General features: G+C 33.4%; 9 protein-coding genes, 2 pseudogenes and 1 CRISPR repeat array. Of the genes and pseudogenes, 9 read left to right on the top strand and 2 right to left on the bottom strand.

The features are described 5' to 3' along the window. Window positions 1–478, bottom strand: a pseudogene (locus ACP5SP_RS06250) (IS1634 family transposase); the annotation flags it as partial. Between the two features lie 395 nt (window positions 479–873). On the opposite strand from ACP5SP_RS06250, the gene ACP5SP_RS06245 reads away from it, so the two are divergent. The 9 genes from ACP5SP_RS06245 to cas2 all read left to right on the top strand — a co-directional run bounded on the left by ACP5SP_RS06245 (window position 874) and on the right by cas2 (window position 10098). Then, window positions 874–1668, top strand: coding sequence for a tRNA (adenine-N1)-methyltransferase (locus ACP5SP_RS06245; protein WP_416085247.1), 795 nt, complete (start codon window positions 874–876; stop codon window positions 1666–1668). 64 nt (window positions 1669–1732) lie between these two features. Continuing rightward, window positions 1733–2509 (top strand): CRISPR-associated endoribonuclease Cas6, encoded by a 777-nt coding sequence (gene cas6, locus ACP5SP_RS06240; protein WP_428076261.1) that lies wholly within the window; start codon window positions 1733–1735, stop codon window positions 2507–2509. A 24-nt stretch (window positions 2510–2533) separates the two neighbouring features. Then, window positions 2534–4318 carry a TIGR02556 family CRISPR-associated protein gene (locus ACP5SP_RS06235; protein WP_428076260.1) on the top strand — a complete coding sequence of 595 codons (1785 nt, stop codon included), beginning with the start codon at window positions 2534–2536 and terminating at the stop codon, window positions 4316–4318. Beyond that, window positions 4305–5270, top strand: a complete 966-nt coding sequence (cas7b, locus tag ACP5SP_RS06230) for a type I-B CRISPR-associated protein Cas7/Csh2 (RefSeq protein ID WP_424607000.1) — start codon at window positions 4305–4307, stop codon at window positions 5268–5270. The genes ACP5SP_RS06235 and cas7b overlap by 14 nt, the downstream gene beginning before the upstream one ends. 8 nt (window positions 5271–5278) lie before the next feature. Beyond that, entirely contained in the window at window positions 5279–5995 is a 717-nt protein-coding gene (gene cas5b, locus ACP5SP_RS06225; RefSeq protein WP_428067224.1) for a type I-B CRISPR-associated protein Cas5b, read from the top strand. After that, window positions 5949–8348 (top strand): CRISPR-associated helicase Cas3', encoded by a 2400-nt coding sequence (gene cas3 / locus ACP5SP_RS06220; protein ID WP_428076259.1) that lies wholly within the window; start codon window positions 5949–5951, stop codon window positions 8346–8348. Before cas5b ends, cas3 begins: the two co-directional genes overlap by 47 nt. Beyond that, window positions 8342–8845, top strand: a complete 504-nt coding sequence (gene cas4, locus ACP5SP_RS06215) for a CRISPR-associated protein Cas4 (protein WP_424597152.1) — start codon at window positions 8342–8344, stop codon at window positions 8843–8845. Before cas3 ends, cas4 begins: the two co-directional genes overlap by 7 nt. Then, window positions 8842–9834, top strand: coding sequence for a type I-B CRISPR-associated endonuclease Cas1b (gene cas1b / locus ACP5SP_RS06210; protein ID WP_428076258.1), 993 nt, complete (start codon window positions 8842–8844; stop codon window positions 9832–9834). Before cas4 ends, cas1b begins: the two co-directional genes overlap by 4 nt. Further along, a complete protein-coding gene (gene cas2 / locus ACP5SP_RS06205; protein ID WP_416085260.1) occupies window positions 9835–10098 on the top strand; it encodes a CRISPR-associated endonuclease Cas2 in 264 nt (87 codons plus the stop codon). Between the two features lie 203 nt (window positions 10099–10301). Next, window positions 10302–12329: direct repeats of the CRISPR family, unit length 30 nt; unit sequence GTTTTTAGAGTACCTTACAGGGATTGAAAC. Window positions 12330–12480: 151 nt separating this feature from the next. Here cas2 and ACP5SP_RS06200 read toward each other — a convergent pair. Continuing rightward, window positions 12481–12829 (bottom strand): annotated as a pseudogene (locus ACP5SP_RS06200) (IS1634 family transposase); the annotation flags it as partial.

The raw sequence follows: 12829 nt of genomic DNA, 5'->3' as shown, positions 1-12829 counted from the left end.
CTTTATGTTCTGATAGGATATCAAGAGAACGGTAGAGGTGGTTTAATCCTACAGAAGGAAGGTTCACATAACGAGATTGATTGTTGTATGTTCCAAGCTTACTCTTTGGATTCATAAGATGCTCTACTGCCATTAAGAAGGTAGAAGTGTTTAAGTTAAACTGGATGTTAGTATTATCTTTCATTTCATTGAGTAGTTCATTTAATCCATAGTTATCCCAGAGCTTACTGTAGACAGAGTATCCAACATTAACAATGTTTCCACCTTTTACAGTATTTAGATCAACCATATCTTTAAACTTTGATAGTTCTGCAAGTCGCATACCCAATCTCTGGAACATTGGGTTGTTCTCTATCATATCTAATCTACCAAGGTTAAGGATCACTTTGTGCTTTATGATACCTTTTTCTTTATCCCTGTATGCCGAAACTATGGAGACATATTTATGCTTTCCAGACTTAGTAACTTTTACAAACATATCATATTGTATCATAAATATTAAAAAATGCAAGTAAAAACAAGCAATAAATGATAAAATATTGCTACTACAATTTTAAAAAACAAAAAATTACAGCTATATAAATACTACGTTCTTTAGATAAAAATACTCAAAAATGAGGAGTAAGTGATAAAGTCAGGAAATTTGTCCTTACAAAATAGGTCGTGTTACGCTTTCAAAGACAAAGGACATTTTAAATGAAATTAATACTCAATTTAAAGGAGTCAAAAGAACCTTTTATTACGGATATCTTCGCAATAACACTTTATTCAAAAAAGATGAAGTTGAATTAAAGGAGTGCAAAATCTGTGGTATGCCAACCTCAAACGAAGATGGAATTTGTCAGTTTTGCAAATTAACCAAGGATATGGAAAATGGCTAAAATCCTAAAAGATGGTGATTTGGTTGAGATAATCGATTCAAAAGATAGGATATTTCTTCTTAAACTCAAGAAGGGTGAAAAATCCCATTTTCATTTTGGAATTCTTGAGCATGATTCAATCATAGGTAAAAAGGAAGGTACTTTTGTTAAATCGCTTAAAGGAGATGAGGTTTTAGTTTTTAAGGTTAGAACACCCTTTTATGTAGTCCATATGAGAAGGGTCTCACAGATCATTTATCCAAAGGATATCGGTGCAATTTTAATTCATGGAGATATCTATCCTGGACTAAGAATATTTACCGTTGGTGCAGGTGCTGGTGCACTTCCTATATATTTACTACAAATCCTTAACGGTAAGGGTAAGCTCATCGTATATGAAGTGCGTAGCGACTTTGTTGATGTATTTCTTGCAAATGTCTATGATTTTTTCAAAACTATCCCTAAAAATCTTATCATAAGAAGAAAAGACATATACAACGAACCTATCGAAAAAGAAGATGCACCGTTTGATAGGGTTATTTTAGATGTGCCAGAACCGTGGCGCGCATTACAAAATGTAAAGGATTCTCTCAAAGTTGGTGGTATTTTGATAAGTTATAGTCCTACAACTCAACAAATCACAGAGACAAAGCATGCACTTGATTCCCTTAAGGAATTTTACCACCTTGGAACTTTTGAGATTTTAGAGAGGCGTTGGAAAGTTGAAGCCCTTTCTACCCGACCTGTTGATAGAATGGTTGCCCATACTGGTTTCATACTTGTTGCAATAAAATTAAAAAAGAAGTAAAATTTTTTAGAATTTGCAATCGAATATTAATTCGTATATAATGAATTATGAAAATGAGGTTTTAATGCGAATTAAATTAACTTTTGAGGATTTGAAGGGGCGCGATATTGTCCTTCCTATACACTATGGGTATCTTCTTCACTATCTTGTCTATAATATATTCTCAGAAGGAATGGCTCAAAAACTATATCTTGAAGGCTTTCCAATTGACGGTAAAAAATTTAAACTTTTCACCTTCTCAAACATTATCGAAAAAGGGACAAAGGTGAATAACGCTTTGAATTTTGGCAAATATATCACCTTCTATTTCTCCTCACCACTTTATGAAATCGTTGAAGATCTTGGCTCAAACGCCTTTAGAAAAACAGGCATTACTCTAAACGATTTTAACTTATTTCTTGTTGCAGTTGAGGTGATTAAAGCTCCTCGTTTAACCGACAACGTCCTTATACGCACACTTTCCCCCATTACAGCCTACAGCACTTTTTTCAATAACGGAAAGCGCACCACTCACTACTATCGCCCTACTGAAAGTGAATTCAATAGACTTATAGAACAGAACGCACAGAATAAATATTTGATTATAAAGAAGGCACAGGGCTTGCCTATAAAAGAAGATGAAATAAATAACCTACACATTTCCATTGAACCTTATAAATTTTCTCTTGAAAAGAATAAAAAGATTGTTTATTTCAAAGATACTGTAATCGAGTGTTTTTCAGGTATTTTCAAACTTACAGGCTCTTTGGAACTCATTTATGCAACCTACGATGCTGGGCTTGGTGTAAAATCTTCCGAAGGCTTCGGCATGTGGGATGTGTGGAATGAAAGAAGCAATTAAAATAAGGAAGTAAAGGAGGAAAAAATGGTCGAATCAATTGCAAAAATTGGCAAATTAGTAAGAGGTGGCGGATTGCAAGTTGATAAAGGCTCCACCGAAAAACTTGAAGAACTGATTATGAATATCTATGGAAAGGACAATAAAAATAAACAGTACCTTCTCAAAATTGTCTTAAAGAAGGATAATGATAACTCTTATAAGTTTGTCGGAGTGGATATTGAAGATTTAAAAGAAGATTCTTGTCTAAAATCTCTTTATAGAAGCGCTGGTGGCAATGCTATAAATCCTTCTCCAACAGCTCAAAAAACAGATAAAGATACCTTTGGAAACAAAATCCTTAAGTTTTTTAAAAGAGCCTCAAGCGAGGAAAATGATTCAAAAGATCTTTTCAAAAGTATCTATAATGCCCTTAACCAAGAAGAATCAAATATACGAAGTCAAATAGAAGAAAAGGCTAAAGAAAAGGCTAATTATCTTATTACAATTACTCTCATTGAAAATGAAAAAGAACTATATCTTTTAGATAAAGATGAGTTTGTAAATTACTTTTTAAATCAAGTTGAGGCAAAAGAATCTCGTTTTTCTGGTTATGGGACATGTAGTATTTGTGGTAAAAAGGGAGAGGTTTACGGAGGAGTCTTCCCATACGCCTTCTTTAATTTGGATAAGGAAGGATTTTTAAATAAATTTGATAAAAAATATTCTTACAAAAACTTTCCTATATGTAAAGATTGCATAAGAGATCTTGAAGAGGGCAAAAAGTTTATAGAAAATAAGTTGCAATACACCTTTGTTAAAGGTTTACGGTATAGGATCATCCCCCAAAATATTACTCAAGACGAAGAGTCTTTTGGAGAATTAATAGATATATTGAAAAGACAAGATAAAGCAATTAGCGTCAAAATTTTAATGAGGATAACAGACGATGAAGATGAGATTTTATACAACCTGGCAGAGAAAGACGACACATTTACTTTAAATTTTCTCTTCATTGAAAAGAGTAACAAGGCAGAAAAAATTCTTGCTTTAATCCAGGATGTATTACCATCTCGCTTGAGAAAAATATTTGATGCCAAAAAGAAAGTTGATGATACTTTTAAGGAGGTGCTTGAATATGAGCACAATTTTAGTTTCGGAACAATAAGGCAGTTTTTCTTTAAAAACGATTCTAATAAGAAAGAAACGGATCTTGATAAATATTTTTTGGATTTGACTGATAAGATTTTCAAAGGAAGAAGAATTGAAAAAGATTTTTTGTTTTATTATCTTATGAAAGGGATAAGAGAAGAATTTGTAAAGTTAGGAACAAAGGAGCGAGAAATATTTAAATTTAAAAGTATTGATGCACTAACTGTTTATTACTTTTTAAGTGTTTTAAGATTAATCGATATAAAGGAGGTAAGTATGGAAGAGCGTAAGTTTGATGTTTTCTTCAGTAAATTTGGAAATGCTCTTGAAGATCCCCTTAAAAAAGGGCTCATTCTCTTAGGTGCTGCAACACAAACTTTATTAGAGGTACAGCAGGACAAAAGAGGAAGCAAACCATTTTTAAAGTACCTTAAAAGCCTGAAGATGGATGAAAAAGATTTTAAAGAATTACTTCCAAAGGTTCAAGCAAAACTTGAGGAGTACGAATCCCTTCCTTATGCGAAAGACTTTTTGGAAGAAGCTTCTTATTACCTTTTACAAGCAGGCGATAAGTTTAAGATGAATGTATCTGAAATGAACTTTTATTTTACTGTTGGAATGAATTTAAAGTGGGAAATTTTAAAATCATTGAATAAGGAGGTAAAAAATGAACGAAATTAAGAGAAGAGAAATCCTTTTTCTCTACGATGTAACATTTGCAAATCCAAATGGCGATCCAAACGACGAAAACAAGCCAAGGATTGATGAAGAGACAATGATTAACTATGTAACTGACGTAAGGTTAAAACGTACCATAAGAGACTATCTGAAGGATTATAAAAACAAAGAGATTTTTATTTTTGAAGAATCTGGTGAAAAGGGCGAAAGAATATCAAAAAAGGAAAGGATAAAGAAATACGGAAATGACCCAAGAAAGGCGCTCGAAGAGTGTATAGATTTACGTCTTTTTGGTTCAACTTTTGCAATAGAAAATAAAGATAAAGGAAAAAAGAAGGAAGAAACCTCAGAAACAACAGAATCTCAAGAGAACAACCTTTCTATAACTGGTCCTGTTCAGTTTAAGTTTGGAAAATCTCTTCACAGGGTAAAATTGGAGTTTGTAAAAGGAACAACTGTAATGCCTGGTGGCGAAGGAAAACAAGCAGGAACATTCACTGAAAAGTATGTTCTTCCATATTCTTTGATTTGTTTCTCTGGACTTGTTAATGGAAAGGTTGCAGAGATTGAAGGTATAAACTTAACTCTTGATGATATTAACCTAATGTATGAGGGAATGTGGGAAGGGACAAAGACTTTATTTACAACCTCGAAGGCACAGCAACCTCGACTCCTTCTTGAAGTGGTCTATAAAGATGAAACCTTTCACATAGGGGACCTTGAAAAAGGTCTGAAATTAATTACCAAGGTTGAAGAAGAAGCTTTACGTAGCCCAGAGGATTACTCTGTTGATATCACAAATCTTGTAAGCCTACTTGAAAAATACAAAGATCATATCGATTTCATAAGGGTAAAAGAAGGAGATCTAATTAAGTTTAATTACAACGGAGAGCAGACTTCTCTATCAAAGGTGCTTATAGATAAAGGTTTTGAAGTTAAAGAGTTCGGATTTTAATTAGGATTATGGAAACAGTAATCTTTGAAGTGTTTGGGGATCTTGCTCTTTTTCGAAAATTTTACACAAATACCTCTATCTTAACTTACCCTTTTCCACCACCTACTGCGACCCTTGGTATAATAGGCGCAATAGTTGGTATAGAAAAGGAAAAACTCTTTGACACATTATCTAATGTTGAGGTTGCAATCTCCATTGTTGAGCCCATACGTAAAATACGGTTTAGCCTGAATTACATAAACACCAAAGACAGGACATTTACATTAAAGCGTGGTAGAACCCAAATTCCAACAGAATTTATAAAGTCTCCTCACTATAGGATCTATGTAAGAAATTTAGATAGAGAACTTAATAGTAAGTTTGTTTCCCTACTTCAAAATCATAAAAGCATTTTTATTCCCTACCTTGGAATAAGTGAGCTGTTTTGCAATTTTAGTTTTGTGGGAAAAGAAGAATCAGAGGATCTTATCGCAAAAGAAGAAGTTGAAGTTTCAAGCGTTGTTCCGCTTGACGAAGTAACCGTTTTTCCAAAAAAAGAAGGTCAGAAGCTTTTGAAAGAAAGAGTTCCTCATGCTATGAACAGCGAAAGACTCGTAATTAAATACTCTGATGTTGTGCTCGATGAAGAAGCCAATAAGATTTTGATAAAAGGTAGCTACTCAAGGGTAGGTAAAGAAAATGTCGTCTTCTTTAAACCAATCAGGGCTTTTCTCACATCCTGGTAGAGCTCTTGAAGACCACCTTTTAAATGTAGCAGAACTGACTTATCAGATTGTTGGGGACTCAATCTCTTCAGAGTCCCCATATACTCCTTGCGAAAAGAGCATTATAAGTGATGTAAGCTATATTTTAGGTTTGCTTCACGACTTTGGAAAGGCAACAGACTATTTTCAAAATTACCTTAAAGGAGAAAGAGTTGATAAATCAAAAACAAGACATTCTTTTCTTTCTTCTATTGTTTCTTTTGGTGTTGTAACCGCATACTTAAATAGCACTGATAAAGATATCAACCCGACACTTAAAAATTTTCTTAAAATTCTCTCTTACATAGTTGTTGCAAACCATCACTCAGATCTTGATGATTTTTTGAATGAACTTTCAGTTAATCCAATTGACTCAGAATTTGAAGACCTCTTGCAATCCATTAATGAAGGGAAACTTGCAATCTTAGTATCAAATTTGAAAAATGGTTCAATTAACTCTTTCAAAGAATTTTTATCAAAAATAAGTTTTTCAAAAGAAGAAATTTTAAACTTTTATAAATCTTTTAAAGAAGTTCGCCATAGACTCAAGTCTGAGTTCAGGAAAATCACAAATAGCACTGATATAAATATAAGCTACTATTTTCTTGCCAATCTTATGTTTTCTGCACTTATTGGGAGCGATAAAGAAGATGCAGTCCTCCGTAGGCAATTCAATCTACCTTATACAACATTTTCAGATAGTATTATCAAAAGCTATAAAGAGAAACTGCCAAGAAGTAATTTAAGCATGTTAAGGGAGAGTGCTTTTGAAGAGGTTGAGAAAAACTTTTTGGAGTTATTGAAAGGCAACAATTTACCACATTTATTTTATATTACCCTTCCAACTGGGCTTGGAAAAACTCTTATTGGATTTAATATAGCAAATATTTTAAGGAATCATCTTAATAAAAACCAATCAAAAACTTTTCGAATTATCTATTCACTACCTTTCATAAACATCATTGAGCAAAACGCCATGGTGTTTGAATCGGTTTTAAAAGGAGAGCTTAACAATAATATTACAACTGATATTTTGCTTAAGCACCACCATTTAAGCGAATTATCTTATACAACGGAAGAAGATAAATACGACGTAGATGCATCGGAAATCCTAATAGAGAATTGGGAAAGCAATATTATTATCACAACATTCGTCCAGTTGTTTCACACTCTTATATCCAATAGAAACGCAATGCTTAAAAAGTTTCATAAATTAGCTCACAGTATCATTATTATTGATGAAGTTCAAGCAGTTCCTTTAAAGTATTGGAAGTTAATTGATGAATTGCTTTTAAAATTTTTAGAGGAATTTAACTCCTATGCAATTGTGATGACTGCGACAAAGCCTATATTATTCTCTTCTGGATACGACTTAGTTCGAAATGTTTATCCTCTTAATAGGTACAAAATTGATGCCAAAACTTATTACTCTTATGATTCAATGGAAGATTTTATAAACACATTCAAAATCGAAGATGATAAATCGTATATGTTTGTTTTAAACACAATAAGTGAGGCAAAACAGTTCTACGAAATCTTAAAAGAAAAGGTGGGCGAAACAGAAATTACTTTTCTTTCATCGCACATAGCTCCAAAAGAAAGGTTAGAAAGGATTGAAAAAATAAAAAGCAATAAATTTAGGTTTCTTGTATCAACACAGATTGTAGAGGCTGGTGTTGATATAGATTTCGATGTAGTTGTAAGGGATATTGCTCCACTTGATTCAATAATACAATCCTCTGGTCGTTCGAATAGGTCAGGTGGAAGAGATATCGGTGAGGTTTATGTTGTAAAGTTCAAGGACAAAAGCAACAGTGCAAACAGACTTTATGCTTCTTATATATATGACAGAGTGCTTTTGGATATAACAGAGAACTTATTAAAGGATAGAATTTTAAAAGAAGAAGATGTTTACAAAGTATTTGATAATTACATGGAAGAGGTTGTAAAGAAGAAGGACACAGAAGGTACATCAAATGAATTAAGGAAAGCCCTGTTAGAATTAAAATACGATGGTGAAAATGCAATATCCTCTTTTGGAATTGTAGAAACAAAATACCCTACTATTGATGTTTTTATAGAGTTAGATGAAGATGCAGAGGAAATTTTTAAAGAGTATCAAAGCATTCTCGATATTCAAAACCATTTCGAAAGAATAAGATGTTTTAAAGAAATTAAAAATAGTTTCTATTCTTATGTTGTTTCTATACCTAAAAATGTTCAAAACATACCTCCAGTTATTGGAAATTTTTATTATGTTAGCAGAAATTCTTTAGATGAATACTACGACAAAAATACTGGATTTAAAACTAAAGGAGGAAGTGTAATTTGGTAGACGATTTTAAAATAACAGGAACACTTATTCAAAGTTATCTTATATGTAAAAGACAAGCCTGGTTTCATATTCATAAAATTATACCTTTTCAAGACCATCCACTTCTTGAGATTGGCAGATTAATAGATGAGTATTCTTATGAGAGGGATCTAAAGCGGATAATTCTTGACAATGTCCAGATTGATTTTGTAAGAGGTAAAAACGGAGATTTGCTTGTAGGTGAAGTTAAAAAGTCGTCAAAGGCAAAAGAGATTGCAAAAATGCAGTTGCTATTTTATTTGTGGGTATTAGAAGAGAAAGGTATTAAAGCTAAAGGGGTTTTAAGCTTTCCAACAGAACGAAGAAGGGAATTCTTGGAATTAAAAGAAACCGAAAGAAGAAAGATTTTTGATATCATAGAAGGAATTAATGACATTGCCATAATGGAGAATGCACCGTCTTTTAAAAAGATTCCTTTTTGTAAAAACTGTGCGTATAAGGAGTTTTGCTTTGCATGAATGAAGTAATCTATATATTCAAAAGTGGAAGAATTGCAAGAAAAGACAACACGCTCTTTTTTGAAAGTGACGCGGAAAAGAGATACATTCCAGTTGAAAACACAAAAATTATTCATGTTTTTGGAGAAATTACAATAAACAAAGATGCTCTTGAATTTCTTTCGCAAAAAGAAATAATTCTTCACTTTTATAATTATTATGAGTACTATATAGGAAGCTTTTATCCAAGAGAACACTATAATTCTGGTTATATGATTGTAAACCAGGTCAAAAATTATCTTGATAGTAATCTTAGACTAAAACTTGCAAAAAAGTTTGTCTTAGGAAGCATCTCTAATATGGAAAGAGTTCTTTCATATTATTCAAGAAGAGGATTCTCTCTTTCTGATATAGTAAACTCCTTAAGAAATATCAAAGATTCAATGGACGAAGTAAGTGATGTGAAGGAACTTCTGGCATTAGAAGGTAAAAGTAGGGAAATATATTACAATGGATTTTCGGAAATATTGAAAGATACCCAATTTATCATGAGAGAAAGATCAAGGCGCCCTCCTAAAGACAGAATAAACGCACTAATAAGCTTTGGTAATTCACTACTTTATCCAGAAATTCTTTCTCAAATATACAAAACTCACCTTGATCCAAGGATAGGATACTTGCATGAGAGTAATTTTCGCAGTTTTTCTTTAAATCTTGATGTTTCAGAAATTTTTAAGCCAATAATAGTAGATAGAACAATCTTTACTTTGATTAACAAAAATATGGTTGATGAATCATCATTTGAAAAACGCCTAAACGGAATTTACCTAAATGAAAGAGGAGCAAGAGACTTTGTTAAAGTTCTTGATGAAAGATTAAATGCTACAATAAACCACAAAGGGCTTGGAAGGAATGTTTCTTACAGAACTTTAATTCGTTTTGAGTTGTATAAGATCGAAAAACATATAATGGGGGAAAAAGAATATTCACCTTTCGTGTCGGAGTGGTAAATGTATTTGATTGTGGTTTACGATGTGGAAGAAGATAGAGTTGCTAAGGTGTTAAAGTGTGGAAGGAAATATCTAAATTGGGTGCAAAATTCGGTTTTAGAAGGAGAAATTACAGAAGCCAAATTTGAGAAATTTAAAAGGGAGCTTAATGATATTATTGAGAAAGATAAAGATTCTATTATATTTTATATTTTAAGGGAACAATACTACGCAAAGAAGGAGATATTGGGTGTTGTTAAGAACGATCTTGATAATATTCTATAAGACGAAGAGACATTTTTATGTCGACCTGCAATAGCGCAAAAACTATGCCCCATCGACATAATGATATTTAGAAAATTATACTTTAACTTAGACTTTTTATCTCTGTATTTTTTAACTTTAATAATTCTTTAAGATCAGTCATTTGAATAAAAAAACTTGAAAATTGCAAAAATTAAATATAATATAATTGATACTTTTTTGCTGTTTTTAGAGTACCTTACAGGGATTGAAACGCAATTTTGACCATAACTTCAGGACTTATTTCTCTAGTTTTTAGAGTACCTTACAGGGATTGAAACCGTAAGCGGAAAAGCAAAAATATTGTCCGGAGACAAGTTTTTAGAGTACCTTACAGGGATTGAAACTTGCCCCCTGTTGCCCGTCAGAAATGGGTTGTATTGGTTTTTAGAGTACCTTACAGGGATTGAAACCACAGCAAAACGTTCCTATAAAGAAGGGAATGGCTCTCGTTTTTAGAGTACCTTACAGGGATTGAAACAGACAATTTCTTGAAGTTTCAAACCCAAACTACGTGCGTTTTTAGAGTACCTTACAGGGATTGAAACTCTGCTTTCTAAGAATGGAATTGAATGGAAAGAGAAAGTTTTTAGAGTACCTTACAGGGATTGAAACAAACAATACAGCATTCGAATATTGAGGACTTTGTTTGGTTTTTAGAGTACCTTACAGGGATTGAAACTCATATATCTTATAGCTTTTGACCCACGTATATACTGTTTTTAGAGTACCTTACAGGGATTGAAACCAAAGCCCGCGCCCTTCTAATAATCTCATTTTTGACGTTTTTAGAGTACCTTACAGGGATTGAAACTTTACGGCGCTGTAACAGTTGTAAACAATGTTATAAGTTTTTAGAGTACCTTACAGGGATTGAAACAAAGTCGGATCAATAACTGTTCTCTCCCAAGCTCCAGTTTTTAGAGTACCTTACAGGGATTGAAACCCGTCCCCCCTGTAAGTGCCGCAAGAGCTGTAAGCGAGTTTTTAGAGTACCTTACAGGGATTGAAACACCTTTTTTTGCGTATTTTCTACATGCACACCATATCGTTTTTAGAGTACCTTACAGGGATTGAAACGCTTCGGGTTGTGTTGCTTTCCAAAGATCGCCCTCGTGTTTTTAGAGTACCTTACAGGGATTGAAACTAAGCGGGGAATAAAGCCATCGCTTGATTTATAAAGCGTTTTTAGAGTACCTTACAGGGATTGAAACCTCAAAAGCTCTCGGAGAAGAGCAAATCGCAAAACTGTTTTTAGAGTACCTTACAGGGATTGAAACAGGATCGGATTCTTGGCGCGATTACAGGGAATCACGGTTTTTAGAGTACCTTACAGGGATTGAAACTTTCTTCATTTCCTTCAAAACGTTCTCAAGTATGTGCTGGTTTTTAGAGTACCTTACAGGGATTGAAACCAAAATGTTATAGAGCCAGGATTAGTTGAGTTTTTCGGTTTTTAGAGTACCTTACAGGGATTGAAACGCGCTTACAGCTGGAAACTATTATACTGTAAAACTTGTTTTTAGAGTACCTTACAGGGATTGAAACAGAGCTCGTTGTAAAAGAGTTGAGTGGTAAGCGACAGTTTTTAGAGTACCTTACAGGGATTGAAACATGTCTCAACTTTCAAGCTCTCACCCCCTTGAAATTGTTTTTAGAGTACCTTACAGGGATTGAAACGTGCCATCCCTTTCTTGATGGGCACGTTCTGTTGTGGTTTTTAGAGTACCTTACAGGGATTGAAACATAATCCTGGCAGTTCTTGGGATTGTTGTCGCAATTGTTTTTAGAGTACCTTACAGGGATTGAAACTAAAGCGCTCGGCATTGTAACATTTAAATACCTTGAGTTTTTAGAGTACCTTACAGGGATTGAAACACAAATGATTTTGTAAATCAACTCAACGCTGTTTTCTGTTTTTAGAGTACCTTACAGGGATTGAAACAACAAGGGGGCGTTTACAATGAACGAAGTTGACAAAGTGTTTTTAGAGTACCTTACAGGGATTGAAACCCTCTTGCACCCAATAATGCAGCCATCGCAGCCGCAGTTTTTAGAGTACCTTACAGGGATTGAAACAATCATTCAAGGAGCTTAAAGAGGTGAAGAACATGGAGGTTTTTAGAGTACCTTACAGGGATTGAAACCAATTCAGGACTATTATGAGAATGTGAATGCTACGCGTTTTTAGAGTACCTTACAGGGATTGAAACGATGAAGCAAAGAAGCTAGCAGCGGAAATTGTTCTTAGTTTTTCCCGACTTTATCAGTTGACACCGAGCGGACCCGCATAAATCCTAAGAATTAATTTTTAAAAACCTTCATTTTGCTACTACAAACTTCTGTTTGATATTTTTGTTCTGATTAGATTCTTAACTCTCCAAAGGGAGTAATGTTTTTTGGAGGTTTTATATGAAGTATTTTAAGAATCTTATTACTCTCTTCATCCCATTTTGTTTTGAGATAGAATGAATGTCCTTCTGCACTAAATTCTGTAAGATTCATGGAGTTCAAAGCTTCTTTGATTCTTTCAGGTGATGCTTTGATGTTATTCTCTTTAAGTGTTAGCTCAAGTGTTCTTTCAAGAAGAAATGATAAGAAACAAACAACAAAGTGTCCTTTGATTCTCTTTTCAGTCCAGTGAAATATTGGCCTTACCTCTAATGTACTCTTCATTATCTTGAATGACTCTTCTATCTTCCATAGAGTATGG

Origin of the sequence: Caldisericum sp., assembly GCF_049967455.1 — a bacterium.
Classification (GTDB): Bacteria; Caldisericota; Caldisericia; order Caldisericales; family Caldisericaceae; genus Caldisericum; species Caldisericum exile_A.
Note: the sequence above shows the minus strand (reverse complement) of the source record. Positions and strands in the feature narration are given on the sequence as shown.

What these genes read in the sequence shown, in the direction of transcription:
- ACP5SP_RS06235 (WP_428076260.1), top strand. Translation starts at nt 2,534, where the DNA reads ATGGTCGAATCAATTGCAAAAATTGGCAAATTAGTAAGAGGTGGCGGA.
- cas2 (WP_416085260.1), top strand. Translation starts at nt 9,835, where the DNA reads ATGTATTTGATTGTGGTTTACGATGTGGAAGAAGATAGAGTTGCTAAG.
- ACP5SP_RS06245 (WP_416085247.1), top strand. Translation starts at nt 874, where the DNA reads ATGGCTAAAATCCTAAAAGATGGTGATTTGGTTGAGATAATCGATTCA.
- cas1b (WP_428076258.1), top strand. Translation starts at nt 8,842, where the DNA reads ATGAATGAAGTAATCTATATATTCAAAAGTGGAAGAATTGCAAGAAAA.
- cas6 (WP_428076261.1), top strand. Translation starts at nt 1,733, where the DNA reads ATGCGAATTAAATTAACTTTTGAGGATTTGAAGGGGCGCGATATTGTC.
- cas3 (WP_428076259.1), top strand. Translation starts at nt 5,949, where the DNA reads ATGTCGTCTTCTTTAAACCAATCAGGGCTTTTCTCACATCCTGGTAGA.
- cas7b (WP_424607000.1), top strand. Translation starts at nt 4,305, where the DNA reads ATGAACGAAATTAAGAGAAGAGAAATCCTTTTTCTCTACGATGTAACA.
- cas5b (WP_428067224.1), top strand. Translation starts at nt 5,279, where the DNA reads ATGGAAACAGTAATCTTTGAAGTGTTTGGGGATCTTGCTCTTTTTCGA.